Consider the following 21,625-nt stretch of genomic DNA (forward strand, 5'->3'; position numbering starts at 1 on the left):
ACTCTACGAAATAAAGTAGAGTTTTATTTCGGGGCAAGTTATGCAAGAAAACACAATTCCATGGATCATCAAAGTTGTGCCTGCCGTAGTGGGGGCTATTCTTGCCCTGGTATTAAGTGGTGACATTGATAAAAACGGAAAAATTCAAGTTTCTCTGGGTGTTATAGGCAAGTTTTTATTCAGCGTTTCAGTCAGCCTTTATGGCGGTTCGGCATTTATTGAATATTACGAATTATCAAAATATTCTCACATGGCTCAAGGCTTTGTGATGCTTATGTTTGCAGTTTTTGGATTATTAGGGATTGGCATTCTTTATCAGTCCATTGCACTGATGCAGGGTAAGCCCTTATCTGAAGTTATTAGTGAGGTCAAAGCTGCCTTTATTTCAATACTTAGTAATGGTAAAGGTGACAAACAATGAGCGTAGATCAATCACAACAAGTTGCTCAGGCATATTCATGGCTTCGTGCTATGTCTGGTGGCAAATTAAGTCAATCTCAGGTTGTAGCTGGTGATCAGATTATTGAGAAAAATGGCTTAAATGTTTTTGCAAAACTTATTGGCTTTGAAATACCTACACCTTTAGTAAATGGACAGCGAGATATTTCTGAGAATGGTTATGCAATTATTAGAGATGCTGAGGGGTTTCGTTCAACAGCTTATTTAGATACAGGAGGTGTTTGGACTATTGGCTTTGGTACCATTAAATACCCAAATGGCACATCAGTTAAAAAAGGCGATACTTGCACGAGAAATGAAGCTGAACAATGGCTTAAAAACGATTGTGTATGGGTTGATGCTTGTCTTGATAAAAATGTCAAAGTCAATCTTAATCAAAACCAATTTGATGCATTGGCTTCTTTTGTCTACAACATAGGCGAAACAGCATTTGTAAAAAGCACAATGCTTACTCTTATTAATCAAAACAGTTTGACCTCAGCTGCAAGTCAATTTGATCGTTGGGTGTTTGATAATGGAAAGCGTATTCAAGGCTTAGTCAATCGTCGAGCAAAAGAAAAATCATTATTCCTAAAGGTGGCTTAAATGATTGATGCTGTGTTAGGTAAATTTTACAAATACATTATTTTAGGCTTAATGATATTTATCTTTGGCTATGTTTTTTATGCCAATTCTCTTGCTGGAAAATTGGCAAATGCTGAAAAAGTTAAAACTAAAGCAGTAGCTGATGCTATTAAGCCTTATCAAGATGCAATTGATCAGGCTCAAGAGGAAAAAGCCGCCATTATGCAAACATGGTCAGCTAAAATTATAGAGGTAGAACAAAATGCGATTAAAAAAATACAAGATGCGAATGCTGCCGCTCGTAGTGCTGACTTGGCTGCTAGTGGGTTGTCAAAGCAACTCAGTGAAGCCAACAAACGTTTGTCCAGTGCTCCCAAGCAAACCATCATTAACTACACCATTGCCAACTCAGAATTACTCGAAAGTTGCACAACAGAATATAGAAGTTTGGCAGAAAAAGCTGATGGACACGTCATTGATGTCAGGCGACTAAATGAAAGTTGGCCAGAACTAAATAAAACCCTCAATTGAGGGTTTATTTCTTGATAAGATTTGAAATATCGGCATCAAAATATTTAGTAATATCAAACCATTTTTCTATTTCTTTTTCCCATTTGTACACACGTTCATTTTCAATTTTTAATACATCTAACCCTTTGATGCTAAAGTGAGTCGTATCATTTGGAAGCTGTTCCCAATCAATAGCCCCATTATCATTAAACCAATTTTCCCAAGCATTTTGTATGTATGGGACCACAAAAGATTGTTGCACATCATTCCATGCAAATATGTTCTTTATATTGGATTTTTCTTTATACATATCTTTAACACTTTTAGTCGGGCGGAATGATTTCATAAATCTTTCCAACTGTTCTTTAATAAAAGAAAATTCAGTATTTATAACGTCAGGTGTTTGAACTTGAGAATAAGCTTCCTCTGCATCCGCAATATCAGCAGCTGATACATACCTTTGTTTTAAAGCAAATTTAGAATAATTATCGTCATATTGTTGTCGGGCAAATTGAATAGCTGTCTGATAATCTAAACGTTCACCACGTTTTCTTAGGTTTACATACCGTTTAAGACTATTCCATGATGAATGTAATGTAATCGTTTGAAGTTGCGGTATCGTAAAACCATCCTCTGCATAGCGTGTTGCAGCTTCATGGCGTAAATCATGGAACCTTAAATCTTCAATTCCATTTAAACGACATGCCCTACGAAAATAATCACTGACCGTCTGTACATTGACAGGCAATAAAAGCTCATCACTATAACCCAGCTCCAGCATTCTTTTTCGAGTAGAAGGTTCGAGTAATTCTTCAATAATGAGGAGGGCATTAGGCTCTAAATGGGCAAACTTATGATTTCCCTTAGAACCATCTGGATTTTTAACGTCTCTGATCTTCCACTGACTATTTTTTTTGTCAAAATCAGCTAAACGCATTTCACATAGTTCACCTTCACGACGACCTGTATAGATCGCAAGCCACATGACCAGGTGCATAGGAATGGCATTGCGAACTCGTTTCCAGCCTTTATAAAAGTGATTGGTCAGAATATGAAGTTCTTCTGATGTGATTAAACGATCACGTTCCTTTGATTTAGTAACAATACGAGCTTTTTTTAGACCGATCAGCGAATGTGACAATTCATTTTTTGCATGTGCAACATCTTCACCCCATACAAGTTCAGCATGGTTTAGAACCGATGAGATATGGGATAAATCTTTTAATGCAGTTGCTGGGGCAACTCCATCTATCATTTCAATTGGATTGCCTTTTCGTCGCTCAATGGCAAATGATGAGAAATCTTGACGTGAAAGGGTATATGCATCTTTATGGGCAATATCATAATTACAGATATTTTTTAGTGCTGCAGTCTTGGTATCAGCAAATTCGTCACTAATTTCATCTAAATATTGAGTGATGAATTGTTCTAAAGTTTTTGACACAACCTTAGCTTCTGGATTTAGAATAGCAGGATTAACCAGAATCTCTGCTTCAAGTCGCTTAATCCATTCTTTGGCTAATGACTCTTTTGCAAAAGTTCTTGTTTTAATAAATGGTGGTAAGCCTTTACGAGTTATTCGTATTTGAGCTCTGTATCGAGTTTTACCATCTGCTGTAGTTCGTTCTGCAATTGTTCCCATATTTACGCCATAAAGTTGGATTTACGCCACAAGGGTGATTATGGCGCAAATAAGGCGTAAAGAATAGTTAAGAATGATTGAAAATGATGTAAAACCTTTGAGAATATGGGAAAGTGAAAATTGAGTAAAAACAACGTAATTGCAGAATTGTTTGATAAATCAAAGCATTCTCCTGTTTTTGTTGCCCCGATGGCAGGCGTTACAGATCGGCCCTTTCGGACGCTATGTAAATACTTTGGTGCAGGACATGCGGTCAGTGAAATGATGACTGCTGACAAGACATTGCGCATGAGTAAAAAGAGCTTATATCGAGCCAATTTTGATGGTGAACTCGCGCCAATTTCAGCACAGATTGCAGGCTCTGATCCTGAACAATTGGCGGAAGCGGCACGTTATCAAGTCGCAAATGGGGCACAAATCGTTGATATCAATATGGGATGTCCCGCGAAAAAGGTCTGTAATAAACTTGCAGGCTCTGCATTGCTGCAAGACGAAGATTTGGTCGCACGTATTCTTGATGCTGTAGTGGCAGCTGTGGATGTTCCTGTCACTTTAAAAACCCGTTTAGGCTTTTTAAATGGCCATGAAAATATTATGCGTGTTGCCAAGCGGGCTGAAGAGTCTGGAATTGCAGCATTGGCTTTGCATGGCCGTACCCGTGAAGATATGTATTTGAATACTGCACGATATGAGCTGATTAAACAGGTTAAGGAACTGATCGATATTCCATTGATTGCCAATGGCGATATTGATAGTCCGGAAAAAGCCAAATATGTGCTGGACTATACAGGGGCTGATGCCATTATGATTGGGCGTGCGGCTCAAGGTCGTCCTTGGATCTTTCGGGAAATTGCGCATTACCTAAAAACAGGGGAGCATCTTGCTGCGCCTGATATTGCCGAAGTTAAAACAGTATTACTTGGGCATTTGGCGGAACTGTATCAGTTCTATGGTGAATACTCAGGTTGTCGTATTGCCCGTAAACATATTGCTTGGTATACCAAAGGTTTACGCTCAAGCAATGAGTTTCGTCAGAGCATGTATAAAGTTGAAAATACGGCAGACCAAGCCAAGGTCGTCGAGGCTTATTTTGATCAGCTACTGGATCAAGGACAGCGGATGAGTGATGTGCAAGTCGAACTGGTTAATTTATTAGATATCAAGTAATCATTGTTATAGATCTAAAAAAGCCTGTAATGAGATTACAGGCTTTTTTATTGCATTACGCTAAATGCGCTGTGATTTTTTGCAGAATTTGCAAAATCACATCAAACTCACTTTGTAATGGAGTGCTTTTACGTGTAACTAAAGCCAAGGTGCGGCTTGGTGCAGCTTCAATTGATTTCACTGCAATATCTTCATTGAAGTGAATCATACTGTTTTTTAATGCAATCTCTGGCAATAAGGTAAAGCCAAGATCCGAAGAAACCATTTCAACAAGCGTTGGTAATGAGCTTGCTTTTAAGCGGTGATCATTTTTACGCTCACCCACAGGACAGGCACTAAGCGCATGGTCACGTAAACAATGGCCTTCTTCAAGTAACATCAAACGCGATAGATCTAAGTCATCTAGGGAATTTGCATTGGCGGCATTGTTATCTTTCTTGTTGTATACAAGAAACAGATGCTCTTTGGCAATTTCAGCGACTTTTAAACTACGTGTGTCAAAAGGGAGCGCAAGTACAATCATGTCCAGATTGCCGTGTTCTAACTTTTCTACAATTTTCTCGCTTTGTGCTTCATGTAGATGCAGTTGAATTTTTGGCAATTGTTGATGCACTTCTTCAAGCAGTTGCGTCAGAATAAATGGTGCAATAGTCGGGATAATACCAAGATGTAAATCACCTGTTAAAGGTTCACTCATTTCTCGGCTTAAGCGCATTAAGTCTTGGGCATCTGCAAGTAATACTCGTGCTCGAGCCACAACCTGTTCGCCTAGAGGCGTTAGACGGACGTTTTGACGATCACGCTCAACTAAGACGCCACCCAATAAACGCTCTAATTCCATGATGCCACCCGATAATGTTGACTGGGTAACAAAGGAACGACGCGCTGCTTCAGTAAAATGTAAAGTTTCTGACAACGTAACTAAATATGATAGCTGTCTTAATGAGGGTAATGCAGCCATAGTGTCCTAGTGTGATGATCTAAAGTGGTGAGCAAACAAACCACTAAGTTGTGGAATGAAATGTGCAGGAATATCATGCCCCATTCCTTGGATTAATTCAAACTTAGCACCAGAAATTGCTTTTGCAACAGCTTTCCCATGACTTGGCGGTAACAATCGATCTTTTGATCCATGTACAACCAAAGTTGGCTGAGTCATCGTTTTGTTCAATGATAACAAAGAACCCGTACATAATATTGCTAAAAACTGTTGAAGTACACCCGCAGGGTAAAAACTACGACGATATAATTTGCGAATGGTTTGAATTGATTCGACTAGATTGACATAACCGGGTGACCCAATAATCCGGAAAACGTTTAAACTATGATTAATAATTGTTTCTTCATCGTGTGCAGCTGGCTTGCCAAGTAAGCTAAACAATTGCTTGGGATATGGCGGTGGTAAAAAAGGCTGATTGTTACTGGTGAAGAGTAAAGCCACTTTTTCTATTTTTTCTGGATATTTCGCGGCCACAATCTGTGAAATCATCCCTCCCATGGATGCGCCAAGCAGGTAAACTTTTTCAAGACCTAATTGATCAATTAACATGGCAACATCATCGGCCATATCATACAGGGTATAAGGTGCACCTTCATTGCCAAGGCCAAACATGAAGCGACTCATGAGTTTGATTGTGTTGAGCCGTTTTCCCTGATTGCGGATTTTAGAAGATAAACCAATATCCCGATTATCGAAACGAATGACATGGAAACCTTGGTCAATGAGAGCCTTACAAAAGAAATCAGGCCAAAATAGCATTTGTGCACCCAAGCCCATAATTAACAGGATGGTTGGGTGTTCAGGATTTCCTCCAATTTCAACATGCAATTCAATGCCATTACCTAAAGTGACTTTGGTCTCTTGCATAAATGAAGCATAGGGTGACACATTAAATTGAAGAGCACTGTTCATGATATCCGTTCCGAGTTGAATTCTTCTTATGCGTTTGGGAGATACAGAACTTTTTTCTGCAACTCCCGTATTTAAACTTTAAACTTGTGCTGGAATCAAGTCTGGAACCAACTTGGTTAAGCTTAAACGTTGCTTTGCTGCTGTTGCACCGAGAAGCACAAAACCTCTTAATGTGCCTTCGCCGTCAGCCGCTTTGGCCAACATGCCATCCTCGAACTCCTCTGTTTCCCAGTTCACGTCAACGTTTAGGGGAGCTGGTAAAACAGTTAATGGTGCAGCAGGTGTTTTAACTGCAACTGGCATGGCTGGATAGTGTACCGCAGTGCTCTGACCACTCAGGGTTTTTGCTAGAGCACGCGCTTGTTGCATGATTGGCATGACATATGGCAGCAACGTACCATTTACCTCAGCGCAGTCACCTACGGCATAAACATCTACTTGATTGGTTTCCAATAAAGTATTGGTAATGATGCCACGACTGGTTTGAATGTCTGCTGCTTTCGCTAAAGCAATATTTGGCTGTAATCCAATAGCCGATAGTACGATATCTGCAACTAAAGTCTGACCATTGGCTAAAGTGACGGCATAGTCTTCACCGTTATTAATTTTCGTGACTTTTTCAACTGTTGTTGAAAGGGCGAATTTTATGCCTGCTTGTTCTAGATTGGTTTTGAATGCTTCAGCGACATGATTCGGCAGTAGGCGACCCAGAGGTTGTGCTGCAAGATCAATCACGGTTACATCATAATTGCTATGTAACAAGTCATTGGCAAACTCACAACCAATGAGACCTGCTCCTAGAATCACCACACGCTTATCTTTGCGTTTAGCCAGATTTTCACGGAAGTTGCGATAGTCGATGAGTGAGTTCACCACATGAATATCTTCACTGCCATCGCCTGCGATTGCTAAGCGAATCGGATTTGCGCCGACTGCAAGTACCAGTTTTGAATAGGGTTGAGTCAGCGTTTCCCCATTTTTTTCTAATGTGATTTCATGGTTGGCGGCATTGATTTCTTTTACCCAGGTTTCTGCTTCAATGCGCATATTTAGTTGGGTGGCCATTTTGTTGGCATCGCCTAAAGCAATTTGTTCAGGTGCTTTATTGCCTGCAAAGGCATTGGATAATGTTGGTTTTGCATAATTTACCGCATCATCCGCGCAGATCATAACGAGTTCTTGTTCAGGACTCAGTTTACGAAATTCTCGAGCAACGGTATAACCCGCCATACCTGATCCGATGATAACGATAGGATGCATTCTAATCTCCAATATTTTCTTATTTAAAAACAAACGATAGCAAAAAAAAGACCATGATCACTGTCATGGTCTTCTCGATCTATTTAGATTTCAACCATTTCAAAATCAGCTTTTGAAACGCCGCAATCTGGGCAAGTCCAATCATCAGGAATATCTTCCCATTTGGTACCTGCTGCAATGCCGTCTTGTGGCCAGCCTTCTGCTTCGTCGTAAATCCAACCACAAACGATACATTGATATTTTTTCATGTGACTCTCCAAACTGATAGGTATGCTCAAATTGCCTTTCAGTAAAACTATTCCATAATGTCGCTACGATCGCTGCAATAGAACTAACTTGTGTTGATCGGGAGTTAGATTTTTACGCAGAACGCCATTTAAGTAAAGTAAATGCAAGAGTTTAATCATTTATTCAAATAGCGATATGGCTATTCTATCTGAAAGTCTTGTTATTTGAGCAATTGCTCTAATTTTTTACAGCAATATAAATGCTTATGTAATTAAAAATGAATAATCGTATGAATATAGTGTGTATAAAAAATAAACATTCGAGAACACGTTATGATAAATCACAACAATGATAATGGAGAAAAGTACATGGAAACGCTGTCATATAATATAAAAATTTATGCTACCCCAGAGAAAGTCTGGGAGGTTTTGTGGACACCTGAAAGTTATCGGGAATGGACAAAATTCTTTGCTTGCGATTCAACCATGAAAACCGATTGGAAAGTCGGCGGTAAAACCTATTTTAGCGATGGTAGAGGTAACGGTATGGTCTCCACCATTGAAAGTATACAGGTACCCAAAGAAGTTGTTTTTAAACATCTCGGAATGATTAAAGATGGTAAGGAAGATCTGGATAGTGAGGAGGTTAAATCCTGGGCGGGCGTTTTAGAGAAATATATGCTGTTTGATTTTAATGGTGAGACCCAATTACATGTTGAAGTCGATATTCAACCTGAACATGCAGAATTTATTCATCAAGGTTTTGATCAAGGGCTGGCTATCGTTAAACATCTAGCTGAGAAATAAAGGATCAATGTGTGTTTTTCGAGTGGCTCATTGTTGCGTTATCTCGATTCAAAATCTGATAAATCTTGATTTTTTTGAATTGTCTGGTTGAAACAATACGAAAATGGATTGTGATCTGCTATTCTATGTCACTTCTTTTTTTACTTAATCGAGGCAGAGATGACGCAACAAAACGCTCAATCGACTTCTGAACAAACACTTTCCGAAAACGATTTAATCGCACAGCGTCATGCCAAATTAAAGCAAATCCAAGAGACTGCAAAACAAACGGGTAAGAGCCCGTGGCCGAACACATTTAAGCGTGAACACTATACTGGCGATCTGCAAGAACAATTTAAAGATCAAGACAAAGCACAAATTGAAGGTGCTGAAAAAGTTTATGTCAAAGTTGCAGGCCGTGTGATGTTGAACCGTGGATCATTTATTGTGATCCAAGACATGACAGGTCGTATCCAGCTTTATGTAGACCGTAAAGGTTTGCCAGCAGATATTTTAGAAACCATTAAAAGCTTGGACCTCGGTGATATTATTGCTGCCGAAGGTTATATTGGACGTTCGGGTAAAGGTGACTTATATGTTCACCTTGAAGGTTTTGAACTATTGACCAAATCCCTGCGCCCACTGCCAGACAAATTCCATGGTCTAACGGATACTGAAGCGAAATATCGTAAACGCTATCTAGATTTGATCGTCAACGAGGAGACACGCAAGACCTTTGAAATTCGTGCCAAAGTCGTTGCGGGTATTCGTGCCTTTTTGACCAATGAACGTTTCATGGAAGTTGAAACGCCAATGATGCATGTGATTCCAGGTGGCGCATCTGCAAAACCGTTCGTGACCCATCACAATGCATTGGATATGGAGCTTTACCTCCGTATTGCACCAGAATTATATTTAAAGCGTCTGGTGGTTGGTGGTTTTGAACGTGTATTTGAAATTAACCGTAACTTCCGTAACGAAGGGGTTTCAACACGTCATAACCCTGAGTTCACCATGATCGAGTTCTATCAAGCTTATGCTGACTATAAAGACTTGATGATCTTGACTGAAAACATGCTTGAAAAACTGGCAGTCGATATCTTAGGTACAACTGATGTGCCTTATGGTGAAGAGGTCTATAGCTTCAAAGGTCCATTCAAGAAAATTTCAATGTTTGATGCGATTCTTGAACATAACCCAACCTTTACACCTGAAAATGTCAATGATCGTGAGTTCTTGGCGAAGTTCATTCAAGATGTATTGAAAGAGAAAGTAAAACCAGGATTTGGTTTAGGTAAGTTGCAAACCATCGTATTTGAAGAAACAGTAGAAACTCAATTACGTCAGCCGACATTCATTACGGAATATCCGGCAGAAACTTCACCGCTTGCACGTCGTAATGATGATAATCCACATATTACAGATCGTTTTGAATTCTTTATTGGCGGTCGTGAATTGGCAAATGGTTTCTCCGAGTTAAATGACCCGATTGATCAGGCAGAACGTTTTCAGGCACAGGTTGCTGAAAAAGATGCGGGTGATGATGAAGCCATGCATTATGATGCAGACTTTATTGAAGCATTGGAGTATGGTTTACCGCCGACAGCAGGTCAGGGGATTGGGATTGACCGCTTAGTTATGTTATTTGCGAATGCGCCAAGTATTCGTGATGTACTTTTATTCCCTCATATGCGCCGTAAAGATTAATCTTTTTTGCTTGTAAAAAGACCACCTATTTGAGGTGGTCTTTTTATTTCTACGTTAAAAAATGTAATTGTTTCGTTTGATGATTGAAATGCGAGTGTAAAAAAACGATCATGTGCACATAAATAAATTTGAGAACAGTTTGGACATGCTGCTAAAAAAATCGCTTTATCTCGCATTATTTACGTCTTTTTCTGCGACTACTTTTGCACAAGGCCTTGTTTTAAATGATGCAAATTTACGTACGGACCTAAACTGGCTGAATCAACAAGGTGTGATTCAAATCAGTACATCGACTTGGCCGTTAAGTGGTGATGAGGTTAAGCGTGCTTTATCTCAAGCAAAAGTCAATAACAGTGCACAGCAGAAAGTTGTCAATTCTGTAATGAGTGCGCTGCAAGCTGATAATGAAACAGTGAAAATTGGCTTACATGCAGGTACTGATCTCAAGCAAATTCCACAAACCTTTGGTGATAACCAGAAATCTCAATACCAGGCAGCTGTCGAGTTTAATGCGGGCGGTGAGAACTGGGATGCAAAGTTACGAGTTAATGGTGAAAAAGACCCTTTGATTGATAATGGTCATGATGCGAATGTTGAAGGCTCATATATTGCGGGGAAACTCTGGAATCAATGGGTAATTGCGGGCCAAATCCCAACGTATTGGGGACCAGGGCATGACGGAAGTTTGATTCGTGGTGATGCAAGCCGTCCAGTCTATGGGGTGACGGTACAACGTGCAGTACAAAACGCTTTTGAATCTAAGTGGCTTTCTTGGATTGGCCCTTGGCAATATCAAGCATTTGTAGGGCGCTTACAGGATTATGAATCAGATCCTGGTGTCAAATTATTAGGTATGCGTTTGACTGCACAGCCCTTACCTTATTTAGAGTTAGGCGCATCTCGAGCAATACAATTTGGTGGAGGCGATCGTTCTGAAAGTTGGAAACGCTTCTGGAAAGCTATGGTGGGTCATGATAATGTAGAAGATGGTAGTCAGGATCCATCAAATCAATTGGGTGGATTTGATGCTCGCTTGTCATTGCAGCCTTTATTACAAATCCCTGTAAGTGTATATGGACAGATGATTGGTGAAGATGAGGCAGGTTATTTACCTTCAAAATGGATGTATCTTGCAGGTACTGACTTCTCATCGAGTTATAAAAATATGCCTTATCAGCTTTATGCTGAGTGGGCAGACACTCGTACTAATGGAGAGATTAGAGGTATTTCTTATACCCATTACGTATATCATGATGGTTTTTACCAGCAAGGTTTTCCATTAGGGCATGGGATGGGCGGTGATGGTCAAATGTATTCTGTAGGTGGTAATATCCGTTTTGATGTGATGAATAGTTTGAGCGCGCGCGTTATCTATGCCAAAGTCAATCCATTAAGTTTATCTGTCAATCAGGCATTTCCTGACAAGGATACGATTAAAGGTTTAGATCTAACCTGGACACATAATATCAAACCCACACTTCCATTAAAAATTAATGGTTGGGTAACAGATTCAGATCGAAATGGTCGTGATGGTGGTGTTTCAGTCGGTGTTGAAATTCCATTGGAAACGAAGATGTTCCGTTTCTAAGCGATATTAATCGATCAATGAGAAGTCCGTTAAGGGCTTCTTTTTTTAATTAATTCACGTGAAATCGAGTCTATTGTTATTCTCAAATCTTATTTTCATATCATAATTTTGCATATTGATATGAAAAAACAAGCTAAAGAACTGAATCTAAATTATTATAATGAATAACCTTTACTCAGTAGTTCATTCTACTACAAGTAAGAATATCGATATCATGAAAAATTGGAGTTGTTATGGCACTCGTTCCTCCACACAGTCTTCAAAGTGGTGGTGTAATTCCACTTATAGATTTTATGGATAGCATGGATAAGGGGGAAATTGTACATGACTGAAAATAGATTAACGCACCTCAAACAACTTGAGGCAGAAAGTATTCATATTATTCGCGAAGTCGCAGCTGAATTTGAAAACCCTGTGATGCTTTACTCGATTGGTAAAGATTCAGCGGTGATGTTACACCTCGCTTTGAAAGCATTCTATCCAGCGAAACTTCCATTCCCGCTACTACATGTAGATACTGGTTGGAAGTTTAAAGACATGATCGCTTTCCGTGACAACATGGCAAAAACCCATGGTTTCGATTTGATCGTACATCAAAATGTCGAAGGTCGTGAGGCTGGGATTAACCCGTTCGATCACGGCAGCTCAAAATATACCGACATTATGAAAACACAAGGTTTAAAACAAGCCTTGGACAAGTATCAGTTTGATGCTGCGTTTGGCGGCGCACGCCGTGATGAAGAAAAATCACGTGCCAAAGAACGTGTTTATTCATTCCGTGATAATAAACATCGTTGGGATCCTAAAAACCAGCGTCCAGAACTTTGGAATCTGTATAACGGTAAAGTGAACAAGGGCGAAAGTATTCGTGTCTTCCCATTGTCGAACTGGACTGAATTAGACATTTGGCAGTATATCTATCTGGAAAATATTCAAATCGTTCCTCTTTATTTCTCTGCGGTTCGTCCAGTGGTCGAGCGTAGCGGTACCTTGATCATGGTGGATGATGAGCGTATGCGTTTAAAAGAAGGGGAAGTTCCACAAATGAAATCGGTACGTTTCCGTACGCTTGGCTGTTATCCACTCACGGGTGCAGTTGAGTCTGAAGCAGATACCTTGCCTGAAATTATCCAAGAAATGCTTTTGGCAACCAGCTCAGAGCGTCAAGGTCGTATGATTGACCATGATGAGGCGGGCTCGATGGAAAAGAAAAAGCAAGAAGGTTATTTCTAATTTCCTTAAGCAAGTCCCTCTTTTAAAAGAGGGATTTAGGGAGATTAAAAGCGATTTCTAAAGAATATGTGGAGTTTTGAGCAATGTCTCATCAATCAGATCTTATTAGCCAAGACATCTTGGGTTATTTAAAACAACATGAGCAAAAAGACTTATTACGCTTTTTGACTTGCGGTAACGTCGATGACGGTAAAAGTACCTTAATTGGTCGTTTACTTTATGATTCAAAATTGATTTATGAAGATCAATTACAAGCGGTAACCCGTGACAGTAAAAAAGTTGGTACGACGGGTGATGCACCTGACCTTGCCTTACTGGTCGATGGTTTGCAGGCTGAACGTGAGCAGGGCATTACCATCGATGTGGCTTATCGCTATTTCTCTACGGAAAAGCGTAAGTTCATCATTGCAGATACGCCTGGACATGAACAATACACGCGTAACATGGCAACAGGTGCATCAACAGCTGATCTTGCGATTATCTTGATTGATGCGCGTTATGGTGTGCAAACTCAAACCCGTCGTCATTCATTTATTGCAAGCTTGCTCGGTATTAAAAATATCGTGGTTGCAATTAACAAAATGGACTTGGTGGAATTCTCTGAAGCACGTTTCAATGAAATTCAAGTTGAATATGATGCTTTCGTCAGTCAACTTGGTGATCGTCGTCCTGAAAATATTGTGTTCGTACCGATTTCGGCACTGAATGGCGATAACGTGGTGAATCCATCAGCAAGTACGCCGTGGTACAAGGGTCAAACCTTGATGAGCATTCTTGAATCAGTGGAAATTAAACGCGAATCAAATAAACATGAATTCCGTTTCCCGGTTCAATATGTGAATCGTCCAAACCTCGATTTTCGCGGTTTCGCGGGGACCATTGCGTTGGGTGAAATCAAGGTTGGTGATGAAATTGTTGCTTTGCCATCTGGCAAAAAATCAACAGTCAAAGAAATCGTCACCTTTGATGGTAACCTTGAACAAGCTGTTGCTGGTCAAGCCGTGACGTTAACTTTAAACGATGAAATTGATATTTCTCGTGGTAACGTTTTGGTCCGTGCAGGCGAACAACCTTTGATTTCACGTAGTGTACGTGCTTCAGTGGTGTGGATGAATGAACATCCGTTGGTGAAAGGTAAGCTCTACAACGTCAAAATTGGCACGCAAACTGTTCCAGCGAAAGTCACTGCAATTAATTTCCGTGTTAATGTGAATACGTTGGAACATACGCAAGTTGAAGAGCTTGAGTTGAATGCGATTGCGGATGTTGTGGTTGAGTTTGATGCGCCAGTGGTCTTCGATCAATATCAGGATAGCCGTTACACTGGCTCATTTATCTTTATTGACCGTCTCAGCAACGTGACTGTTGGTGCGGGCATGGTTGAAGCTGCAGTTGAATGGACGGCGCATAGCAATCCTGTGACTGCTGAAGATCGTGCGGCACGTTTAGGTCAAAAACCTGCGGTGATTGGTGTGTCTGCATCGTTGATTGAAAAAGCTCAAGCATTAGAAAGCTTATTGATTCAACAAGGTGTAGTTGCGATTGCAAAAGCCAATTTAACGGTTGAGCAAATTGCCTTGTTACGTGAAACTGGCGTTGTGGTTATCACAACGACCGTTGAAGGTGCTGATACCGAGATTGCTGCTGAAACACTTGAAGAAGCTGTTGAAAAAGTTGTGGAATTGGTTCGTCTTTAATCGACTGAATTGATTTTAAAAAACCCGCGTAAGCGGGTTTTTTGTTGTATTGTGTATACTCGATATTTTTATATAATTATATTTCTAATAAATGAAACTTGAAACCCTTAATAAAAATGCTGAATTCTATATCGCTTCACTAGCTCTGGGAGTATTAGAGGGAATTCAACAGGGTATTATTTCTCCTGAAGCTGGAATATGGTCTTTAGCAAGGCCGAGCTTTTCTAATGATGTCTTAAAATCCACCATAATTTCTGACGATCTGAAATACGTAATAGCATGTTTTGATGAGATTGATGCTTTATCTAGCTTTGATGGTGGAGAGGTAAGGCAACAGCAAATGATTAATGAGTTGAAAGAGAGGTGTCTAAGTTGTTTGCAGGTCATTGATTATAAAAATATTGATATGAAGATGACATCTTCAATAAATGATGAAGATGCTTTATAGATTATGTCTGATTGTTCCACTTATCAAGGAGGCGGAACAATCAAAAAATTAAAAATATTTTGGGTTTTTGAATTAAATATTCTTTTATATCTTTAGGATAATCTTGAATCATCTTTAAAAAGACTTCCTGATCACCTTGATATAAAGCACGGGTTGCTTCTTCATAATTTGGCATATTGCCTAACATCGCAGACATGAAACGATCAGTCGCTTGTTTGGCAAGCAGGATATTACTTTCAGAATTAGGATCATTCAGCTCTTTATCAATCAACTTGCGGATCAGTGCTGATGCGCTTGTACTTTGTTGATCTAACCAATCCCAATGTTTTTTCTGTAAAGTGATTTCACGAGAGATAACCCCGAGTTTAGGCCGTCCAACTTTTTTAATTTCCTCTGGTTCGGCGTAGCGTTGTTGAAGTTCTTGTTCAGAACCCGAAAGATCGAGATCAATTTGTTGCCCTGTTTGATCATTAAAAATCAAAATGCTTTCGGTTGTTTCAGGAATAAGCTTAATCTTCAACACGAGATCAGTCGGCTGGCCGCTTGCAATCAGTGTACTGCCTGAGAATGCAGTGTAGGTGGTTTGAGTATTCATTTTAATCACATATTTTTATCTGGGTAAAATAATATTATCAGGGTAAAATGAATTTGGCAAATAAATAACCAAAAAATCGAAGAAGATCTGATTGTACAAACGGGATCTTTAGAGTACGCATTACAACAATAGCAAAGATGGCTGGCCATTTTAAATTTTTATTCTGCTTTAATATTGCTTTTATGAGACAATATGTCTTTATTTATGTGTATAAGGACTCCCATGATTGAGCAATCTCCTGAATCTTTAAGCGATATCGAAATTTTAGACATTTTACAGTCTATGAAAAAAGATAAGCTGGATACGGAAGCAAACGAGATGATCCGTAATGGGGGGAAAGCTGGGCGTCAAGAAGCACATAAACAGGCTCTGGTTGCACTCAGTACAAGCTTTGAAGAAAAGTTTGTCGAAGCAGTGACACTGGCACTGAGTTTGAATGCAGGTCAGGCGAAAAAGATCCGTTATAAAAAAGACCGTATTCGTATTTTAAAAGTGCGTGGTATTGACTATCTGGCAATAGACGGTGCAGAAACTGCTCAAGTGTTGGCACAGGTTGCACAAGCTATTGGCCGTGAAGATGCGACAGTCACACACGATTTGCATAATATTTTTCCATTCTGGAAAGAAGGCTGGCCGATGGTTCAGTTTGACAATGCTTATAAAATCTTAGCAGAAGATATCAGTATTCATTATCAAGCCGTACTTGATGAGCTCATTTCATTATATGGTGGAAACTAGGGGATTCTAAACATCCTGCTCTAATGCGGTTTCCAATAGAAAATAACAAGGATTGTTAATTTTATGACCTTAGCACCGAAGATTCCGCCAGAAGCGCTTAATGTGCTCAGGGCAGGGCAATTGATTGATGCCATTAAGATCACACGGGAAAAAACAGGTTTAGGTCTCAAGGAATCTAAAGACTTAATTGATCAGTATCTGCAAGATCATCCACAAGAACAGGCACAGATCCAAGAGCAATTGGTACAGCGTAGTCGTGGTGGAATGAAAGTCTTGATTTTGATCTTCTTGATTTTGGCTGCCGTAGTCTGGTTTGTCCTGAAATAAAAAAAGCCCTGTATAGGGGCTTTTTTTATGGATGGCTCGGCTTAATCATCTTGGGTGATAGGGGAATCATTTTCTAGGTTTGGTGTAATTTGAGTCACCAGCAATTGGTCAATTTTATAGTGGTCGATATCGACTACTTCAAATTTAAAACCGGCATATTCGACCGCATCCGCAGGACGTGGAATTTTGCGTAGACGATACATGATAAAGCCAGCGATTGTTTCGTAGTTTTCATTTTCTGGGAATTCTTCAATTGCTAAGGCATGTTTTACATCTTCAATTGGAGTGCTGCCATCAATCAACCAAGAATGATTATCTCGTTTGATAATCTGCTGCTCTTCATCCATCGGGGTCACCCAGTCACCCATAACGGTGATCATGATATCGCTCAAAGTAATGACACCGACCACTAAAGCATACTCATTGATCACAACCGCAAACTTTTCTTTGGTTGAGCGAAAACGGTCAAGAAGTTCTGATAGCGTGAGGCTGTCTGGGATAATCAGCACATTGCGGATAATCGATTCATTCAGTTGAGTGAAAGATTGATTATTTAAAATACGAACCAGAATATCTTTGGCATCTACATAACCAATCACTTGATCGATATGTTCATTACAGACTAAAAATTTTGAATAAGGATGGTCAGCCAGTTTTTGACGAATGCTGTGTTCAGCTTCATTCAAGGTGAAATAAACGATGTTTTCTCGTGCAGTCATGCTTGATGGAACAGTACGCTCTTCAAGTTCAAATACATTTTCAATGAAATGATGTTCTTGTTTTTGTAAGACACCGGCTTGCGCACCTGCATTCATGATGGCAGAAATATCATCAAAGGTCATGCTGTCATCACGCTTGGTATCAATTTTAAAGACTCTGAAAATTGAATTAGCAATGATGTTAATTGCCCAAGCTAAAGGCCTGCAAATTTTGATAAAGATGGTAATGGGATTGATGACTTTGATGGCTAGTTTTTCAGGAAAAATCATCGCCAAACGTTTTGGCATCAAGTCGGCAAATAAGATAAAAAGAGATGTGACGGTTAAAAAGGATAAACTAAAACCAATTGTTTCTGCCCATGGGCCTGGGTAAAGCTCGGTTGCTAAATTGTAGAAATAGGGGCGTAATGATGATTCACCAACAATACCGCCTAAGATCGCGACGGCATTGACACCGACTTGAGTTGATGCAAAAAAGTCTGCTGAGTTTTCTTGCAACTCAATCACTTTATTTGCGCGTTCGTCACCACTTTCAGCAAGGAGTTTCAGTTTAATTTTTCGTGATCCAGCAATCGCGATTTCAGATAAGGATAAAAAGAATGAACATGCGACTAGAATAACTAGAATCATCATGCTTTGAAAAATATCCATACATCACCTATGTTGGTAGGCCGCAGCCTATAGTTCGCTTATGTAAATAATGCTTGCTTTGGCATTATTTCACTCGCTTATTCTTTAATAGAATATAATGTATCAATAAGTAAAAGAAATAAGTTTTTATTGATATTGTTATTAAAACAGTCAGCCATACTTAAGATATGGCTGAAATTTCATCTAGTTAATTTGGCCAATTAAAAAAAGCTATGTGGTAATTGTGAGTTGCCATTATTTAATAAATACTCACGATTTTCTTCCTCAATCATTTGGCGTGCAACAAACAAAATCAGTTGTCTGAGCCAGCGATGAGCAGGATGATGATGCAATAACGGACACCAAGCCATTTTTAATTCAAACTCTGGAATATAAAATGGAGGATCCTTTATAACCAGTCTAGGATTCTGAGTTTGCAAACGTGCCATACGGGTGGGTAAGGTTGCGATCAAATCTACATTTTGAGCAAGCAGAGCGGGCATTTGATAGTGACGGGTAAAGACAGAAATCTTGCGACGTTGCCCGATACGTTCCAAAGCTTGATCAATCCAGCCTAAACCTGCCTGTTTTTCCGGATTTACGCCGAAACCAACGCCCATGCCAGTTTTAGATACCCAAATATGTTGAGCATCTAGATAACTTTTTAGATTGAGGTGGGTTACTGCGGGATGTTTGTCGTTCAGAATACAGCTAAAGCTATCGCGCCAAACCAAGACTTGATGGAAACTTTGCGGGATTTCATTGAAGCGATTAATCGCCAAATCAACTTTACCCTGCTCCATATCACGATAAGACACATCACTCGGAGTTAAGAAATCCAAAACCACATTAGGTGCTTCTGAGCGTAATGCTTTCACTAAGCGTGGAACAAGTGTGGCTTCAGCATAATCGGATGTCATAATCCGGAACACACGATTACTGGTATAAGGACGGAATTCGGTACGTGGTTCAAGAATCATTGAAAGATCTGACAATGCATCTCGAATACGAGGTTGTAATTCTAGTGCACGTTCAGTAGGGGTCATGCCTTCAGAAGAGCGAATGAGTAGGGGATCATTAAACAGATTGCGTAATCGACGTAAAATATTACTCATTGCAGGTTGGGTAACACCCAATTGCTCCGCTGCACGGGTGACATTTTTTTCACGAAGAAGTACATCAAGATAAATTAATAAATTGAGATCGACCCGCTCCAGATTCATAAAAAAAATACCGAAAATAAAATCCTTGAATTGCCTTGAATTATGACATATCCAAAGCTATTTGTGTAACTTAATCCTACATAAAAGCGACAGTAGCGAGATGTGTACTGCAACTTGGCACATTCTGTTGGTTTATTTAATTTGAGAGGTATTTAGGTGATTATTTCTTCGATATCATTTGTGGAAAAACACGGCTAAAAATTGTCATTTTGAGTGTTTTTAAGAATCAAATTTTGGCTTTTTCTGAACTGATGAGTCTAATAAATGACTCGAAAATCGAATAATTATACTTGATAGCGTATTTTAAAAATTAAATAAAAACATGTGTTTGTGTTGCATTTTTCGCATTTTTGAAAAATGTTTATACATATATTTTTTAGAAAATACTGAAGATTAAGCCAGAATATTGGATAAATCGCTTGCCAAAGACTAAGCTTTGAGACATGTTGATGAGGCGCTTGAAATCTAGACTAAATAAAATCAGGATTTTTAGCCCACATTCGATGCCAATCCTCAAAGGAATAGATCATGACTACATATCAAACAGCGATTGATGCAATCCGCGAATTAAAAGCAAAATTTGGCAACACTTGGGCAGATATTAGTCCTGAAGATGCTGCTCGTATGCAATTGCAAAACCGTTTCAAAACTGGTTTAGACATCGCAAAATATACAGCTGCGATTATGCGTCGTGATATGGCTGCTTATGATGCTGATTCTAGCAAATATACTCAATCATTAGGTTGCTGGCACGGTTTTATCGCGCAACAAAAAATGATCGCGAATAAAAAATACTTTGGTACAACTGAACGTCGTTATATCTACCTTTCTGGTTGGATGGTTGCTGCACTTCGTTCAGAATTTGGTCCACTTCCTGACCAATCTATGCACGAAAAAACATCTGTTCCAGCATTGATCGAAGAAATCTACACATTCTTACGTCAAGCTGATGCGAAAGAATTAAACGATTTATTCCGCGCACTTAAAAAAGCAAACGAAGCGGGTGATACAGCTAAAGCAGCTGAAATCACTGCTCAAATCGACAACTTTGAAACTCACGTTGTGCCAATTATTGCTGACATCGACGCTGGTTTCGGTAACGAAGAAGCGACTTACTTACTTGCTAAGAAAATGATCGAAGCGGGTGCATGTGCACTTCAAATCGAAAACCAAGTATCTGACGCAAAACAATGTGGTCACCAAGCTGGTAAAGTAACTGTTCCACACGAAGACTTCATCGCTAAAATCCATGCATTACGTTATGCATTCTTAGAAATGGGTCTTGATGATGGTATCATCGTTGCGCGTACTGACTCTGAAGGCGCTGACTTGACTCAAAAAATCCCAGTGGTTAAAGAGCCAGGCGACATCGCTTCTCAATACATCAGCTACTTAGACACAACTGAAATTGACATCGCTGATGCTCAAGAAGATGAAATCCTGATCAAGCGTGATGGTAAATTACACCGTCCTAAGCGTTTAGCTTCTGGGTTGTATCAGTTCCGTGCTGACACTCAAATTGACCGTGTTGTACTTGACTGTGTATCTAGCCTTCAAAATGGTGCTGACCTTCTTTGGATCGAAACTGCGACTCCAAACGTAGAAGAAATTGCTCACATGGTTAACCGTGTACGCGAAACAGTTCCAAATGCGAAGCTTGTTTATAACAACAGCCCATCATTCAACTGGACGTTAAACTTCCGTCAACAAGCTTACGACCGTTGGGTTGCTGAAGGTAAAGACGTTTCTGCTTACGACCGTGCTAAATTAATGAGCGCTGAGTACGACGCAACTGAATTAGCTGCTGATGCTGATGCTAAGATCCGTACTTTCCAAGCTGATGCTGCTCGTGAAGCGGGTGTGTTCCATCACTTGATCACACTTCCGACTTACCACACTGCTGCGCTTTCTACTCATGAGCTTGCACAAGGTTACTTCGGTACTGAAGGTATGTTGGCTTATGTTGCTGGCGTACAACGTAAAGAAATCCGTGGTGGTATCGCTTGTGTTAAACACCAAGCAATGGCGGGTTCTGACATCGGTGATGATCACAAAGAAATCTTCTCTGGTGACAACGCACTTAAAGCACACGATGATGCTAAAAACACAATGAACCAATTCGCTGCTCACTAAGCACTGAACTGATTCAAGAAAACCCTGCGAAAGCAGGGTTTTTTCATTGCTTAAAAATTG

General features: G+C 39.7%; 20 protein-coding genes and 1 pseudogene. 13 read left to right on the forward strand and 8 right to left on the reverse strand.

Annotated features, from left to right (window positions below; genetic code table 11):
* The first annotated feature begins 40 nt into the window (after window positions 1-40).
* The 3 genes from NQU59_RS09405 to NQU59_RS09415 are packed head-to-tail and all read left to right on the forward strand — an operon-like array spanning window position 41 to window position 1,554.
* Window positions 41-421, forward strand: coding sequence for an SLAC1 family transporter (locus NQU59_RS09405; protein WP_004761334.1), 381 nt, complete (start codon window positions 41-43; stop codon window positions 419-421).
* Entirely contained in the window at window positions 418-1,044 is a 627-nt protein-coding gene (locus NQU59_RS09410; RefSeq protein WP_257063226.1) for a lysozyme, read from the forward strand. The genes NQU59_RS09405 and NQU59_RS09410 overlap by 4 nt, the downstream gene beginning before the upstream one ends.
* A complete protein-coding gene (locus NQU59_RS09415; protein WP_180172947.1) occupies window positions 1,045-1,554 on the forward strand; it encodes a hypothetical protein in 510 nt (169 codons plus the stop codon). It abuts the gene before it with no gap.
* 4 nt (window positions 1,555-1,558) lie between these two features.
* Here the strand turns inward: NQU59_RS09415 and NQU59_RS09420 are convergent, their stop codons facing one another.
* A complete protein-coding gene (locus NQU59_RS09420; RefSeq protein ID WP_257063230.1) occupies window positions 1,559-3,175 on the reverse strand; it encodes a tyrosine-type recombinase/integrase in 1,617 nt (538 codons plus the stop codon).
* Window positions 3,176-3,322: 147 nt separating this feature from the next.
* Here NQU59_RS09420 and dusB point away from each other — a divergent pair, with 147 nt between their 5' ends.
* Window positions 3,323-4,342, forward strand: a complete 1,020-nt coding sequence (gene dusB, locus NQU59_RS09425) for a tRNA dihydrouridine synthase DusB (protein WP_257066237.1) — start codon at window positions 3,323-3,325, stop codon at window positions 4,340-4,342.
* A 55-nt stretch (window positions 4,343-4,397) separates the two neighbouring features.
* On the opposite strand, the gene oxyR is transcribed toward dusB, so the two are convergent.
* From oxyR to rubA, 4 genes are all read right to left on the reverse strand, one after another.
* Complete coding sequence (gene oxyR, locus NQU59_RS09430) at window positions 4,398-5,303, reverse strand: LysR family transcriptional regulator OxyR (RefSeq protein WP_005243213.1); 906 nt, start codon at window positions 5,301-5,303, stop codon at window positions 4,398-4,400.
* Between the two features lie 6 nt (window positions 5,304-5,309).
* Complete coding sequence (estB, locus tag NQU59_RS09435) at window positions 5,310-6,254, reverse strand: esterase EstB (RefSeq protein ID WP_257063232.1); 945 nt, start codon at window positions 6,252-6,254, stop codon at window positions 5,310-5,312.
* A gap of 78 nt (window positions 6,255-6,332) precedes the next feature.
* Window positions 6,333-7,514 carry a rubredoxin reductase RubB gene (rubB, locus tag NQU59_RS09440; protein ID WP_005243211.1) on the reverse strand — a complete coding sequence of 394 codons (1,182 nt, stop codon included), beginning with the start codon at window positions 7,512-7,514 and terminating at the stop codon, window positions 6,333-6,335.
* Between the two features lie 83 nt (window positions 7,515-7,597).
* Window positions 7,598-7,762, reverse strand: coding sequence for a rubredoxin RubA (gene rubA, locus NQU59_RS09445; protein ID WP_004678010.1), 165 nt, complete (start codon window positions 7,760-7,762; stop codon window positions 7,598-7,600).
* A gap of 348 nt (window positions 7,763-8,110) precedes the next feature.
* Between rubA and NQU59_RS09450 the strand changes: the two genes are divergently transcribed.
* The 6 genes from NQU59_RS09450 to NQU59_RS09475 all read left to right on the forward strand — a co-directional run bounded on the left by NQU59_RS09450 (window position 8,111) and on the right by NQU59_RS09475 (window position 15,200).
* A complete protein-coding gene (locus NQU59_RS09450) occupies window positions 8,111-8,548 on the forward strand; it encodes an SRPBCC family protein (protein ID WP_005243210.1) in 438 nt (145 codons plus the stop codon).
* A 159-nt stretch (window positions 8,549-8,707) separates the two neighbouring features.
* On the forward strand, window positions 8,708-10,234 hold the full coding sequence (gene lysS / locus NQU59_RS09455; protein WP_005243209.1) for a lysine--tRNA ligase: 1,527 nt from the start codon (window positions 8,708-8,710) through the stop codon (window positions 10,232-10,234).
* 145 nt (window positions 10,235-10,379) lie between these two features.
* Window positions 10,380-11,822 carry a capsule assembly Wzi family protein gene (locus NQU59_RS09460; protein WP_257063241.1) on the forward strand — a complete coding sequence of 481 codons (1,443 nt, stop codon included), beginning with the start codon at window positions 10,380-10,382 and terminating at the stop codon, window positions 11,820-11,822.
* A 324-nt stretch (window positions 11,823-12,146) separates the two neighbouring features.
* Entirely contained in the window at window positions 12,147-13,055 is a 909-nt protein-coding gene (gene cysD / locus NQU59_RS09465) for a sulfate adenylyltransferase subunit CysD (RefSeq protein WP_005243206.1), read from the forward strand.
* An 83-nt stretch (window positions 13,056-13,138) separates the two neighbouring features.
* A complete protein-coding gene (gene cysN / locus NQU59_RS09470; RefSeq protein WP_257063242.1) occupies window positions 13,139-14,752 on the forward strand; it encodes a sulfate adenylyltransferase subunit CysN in 1,614 nt (537 codons plus the stop codon).
* Window positions 14,753-14,843: 91 nt separating this feature from the next.
* A complete protein-coding gene (locus tag NQU59_RS09475; RefSeq protein WP_005243202.1) occupies window positions 14,844-15,200 on the forward strand; it encodes a hypothetical protein in 357 nt (118 codons plus the stop codon).
* A gap of 23 nt (window positions 15,201-15,223) precedes the next feature.
* On the opposite strand, the pseudogene NQU59_RS09480 reads toward NQU59_RS09475, so the two are convergent.
* Window positions 15,224-15,804 (reverse strand): annotated as a pseudogene (locus tag NQU59_RS09480) (DUF2239 family protein).
* Window positions 15,805-16,017: 213 nt separating this feature from the next.
* On the opposite strand from NQU59_RS09480, the gene NQU59_RS09485 reads away from it, so the two are divergent.
* Both NQU59_RS09485 and NQU59_RS09490 read left to right on the forward strand, forming a co-directional pair.
* Window positions 16,018-16,533 carry a hypothetical protein gene (locus NQU59_RS09485; RefSeq protein ID WP_257063246.1) on the forward strand — a complete coding sequence of 172 codons (516 nt, stop codon included), beginning with the start codon at window positions 16,018-16,020 and terminating at the stop codon, window positions 16,531-16,533.
* A gap of 63 nt (window positions 16,534-16,596) precedes the next feature.
* Window positions 16,597-16,860, forward strand: coding sequence for a hypothetical protein (locus NQU59_RS09490; RefSeq protein ID WP_016651800.1), 264 nt, complete (start codon window positions 16,597-16,599; stop codon window positions 16,858-16,860).
* Window positions 16,861-16,901: 41 nt separating this feature from the next.
* Here the strand turns inward: NQU59_RS09490 and NQU59_RS09495 are convergent, their stop codons facing one another.
* Entirely contained in the window at window positions 16,902-18,230 is a 1,329-nt protein-coding gene (locus NQU59_RS09495; RefSeq protein ID WP_005243198.1) for a hemolysin family protein, read from the reverse strand.
* A 200-nt stretch (window positions 18,231-18,430) separates the two neighbouring features.
* A complete protein-coding gene (locus NQU59_RS09500) occupies window positions 18,431-19,432 on the reverse strand; it encodes a LysR family transcriptional regulator (RefSeq protein WP_004652708.1) in 1,002 nt (333 codons plus the stop codon).
* A gap of 528 nt (window positions 19,433-19,960) precedes the next feature.
* Here NQU59_RS09500 and NQU59_RS09505 point away from each other — a divergent pair.
* Window positions 19,961-21,565, forward strand: a complete 1,605-nt coding sequence (locus NQU59_RS09505; RefSeq protein WP_004652709.1) for an isocitrate lyase — start codon at window positions 19,961-19,963, stop codon at window positions 21,563-21,565.
* Window positions 21,566-21,625: the final 60 nt, after the last annotated feature.

It is taken from the genome of Acinetobacter colistiniresistens (assembly GCF_024582815.1).
In the GTDB taxonomy this organism is placed as follows: domain Bacteria; phylum Pseudomonadota; class Gammaproteobacteria; order Pseudomonadales; family Moraxellaceae; genus Acinetobacter.

Coding starts and splice junctions, on each gene's coding strand:
- NQU59_RS09495 (WP_005243198.1), bottom strand. CDS start 18,230: ATGGATATTTTTCAAAGCATGATGATTCTAGTTATTCTAGTCGCATGT.
- NQU59_RS09500 (WP_004652708.1), bottom strand. CDS start 19,432: ATGAATCTGGAGCGGGTCGATCTCAATTTATTAATTTATCTTGATGTA.
- cysN (WP_257063242.1), top strand. CDS start 13,139: ATGTCTCATCAATCAGATCTTATTAGCCAAGACATCTTGGGTTATTTA.
- NQU59_RS09505 (WP_004652709.1), top strand. CDS start 19,961: ATGACTACATATCAAACAGCGATTGATGCAATCCGCGAATTAAAAGCA.
- NQU59_RS09405 (WP_004761334.1), top strand. CDS start 41: ATGCAAGAAAACACAATTCCATGGATCATCAAAGTTGTGCCTGCCGTA.
- NQU59_RS09420 (WP_257063230.1), bottom strand. CDS start 3,175: ATGGGAACAATTGCAGAACGAACTACAGCAGATGGTAAAACTCGATAC.
- NQU59_RS09415 (WP_180172947.1), top strand. CDS start 1,045: ATGATTGATGCTGTGTTAGGTAAATTTTACAAATACATTATTTTAGGC.
- estB (WP_257063232.1), bottom strand. CDS start 6,254: ATGAACAGTGCTCTTCAATTTAATGTGTCACCCTATGCTTCATTTATG.
- NQU59_RS09450 (WP_005243210.1), top strand. CDS start 8,111: ATGGAAACGCTGTCATATAATATAAAAATTTATGCTACCCCAGAGAAA.
- NQU59_RS09410 (WP_257063226.1), top strand. CDS start 418: ATGAGCGTAGATCAATCACAACAAGTTGCTCAGGCATATTCATGGCTT.
- NQU59_RS09485 (WP_257063246.1), top strand. CDS start 16,018: ATGATTGAGCAATCTCCTGAATCTTTAAGCGATATCGAAATTTTAGAC.
- rubA (WP_004678010.1), bottom strand. CDS start 7,762: ATGAAAAAATATCAATGTATCGTTTGTGGTTGGATTTACGACGAAGCA.
- cysD (WP_005243206.1), top strand. CDS start 12,147: ATGACTGAAAATAGATTAACGCACCTCAAACAACTTGAGGCAGAAAGT.
- oxyR (WP_005243213.1), bottom strand. CDS start 5,303: ATGGCTGCATTACCCTCATTAAGACAGCTATCATATTTAGTTACGTTG.
- NQU59_RS09490 (WP_016651800.1), top strand. CDS start 16,597: ATGACCTTAGCACCGAAGATTCCGCCAGAAGCGCTTAATGTGCTCAGG.
- rubB (WP_005243211.1), bottom strand. CDS start 7,514: ATGCATCCTATCGTTATCATCGGATCAGGTATGGCGGGTTATACCGTT.
- NQU59_RS09475 (WP_005243202.1), top strand. CDS start 14,844: ATGAAACTTGAAACCCTTAATAAAAATGCTGAATTCTATATCGCTTCA.
- lysS (WP_005243209.1), top strand. CDS start 8,708: ATGACGCAACAAAACGCTCAATCGACTTCTGAACAAACACTTTCCGAA.
- NQU59_RS09460 (WP_257063241.1), top strand. CDS start 10,380: ATGCTGCTAAAAAAATCGCTTTATCTCGCATTATTTACGTCTTTTTCT.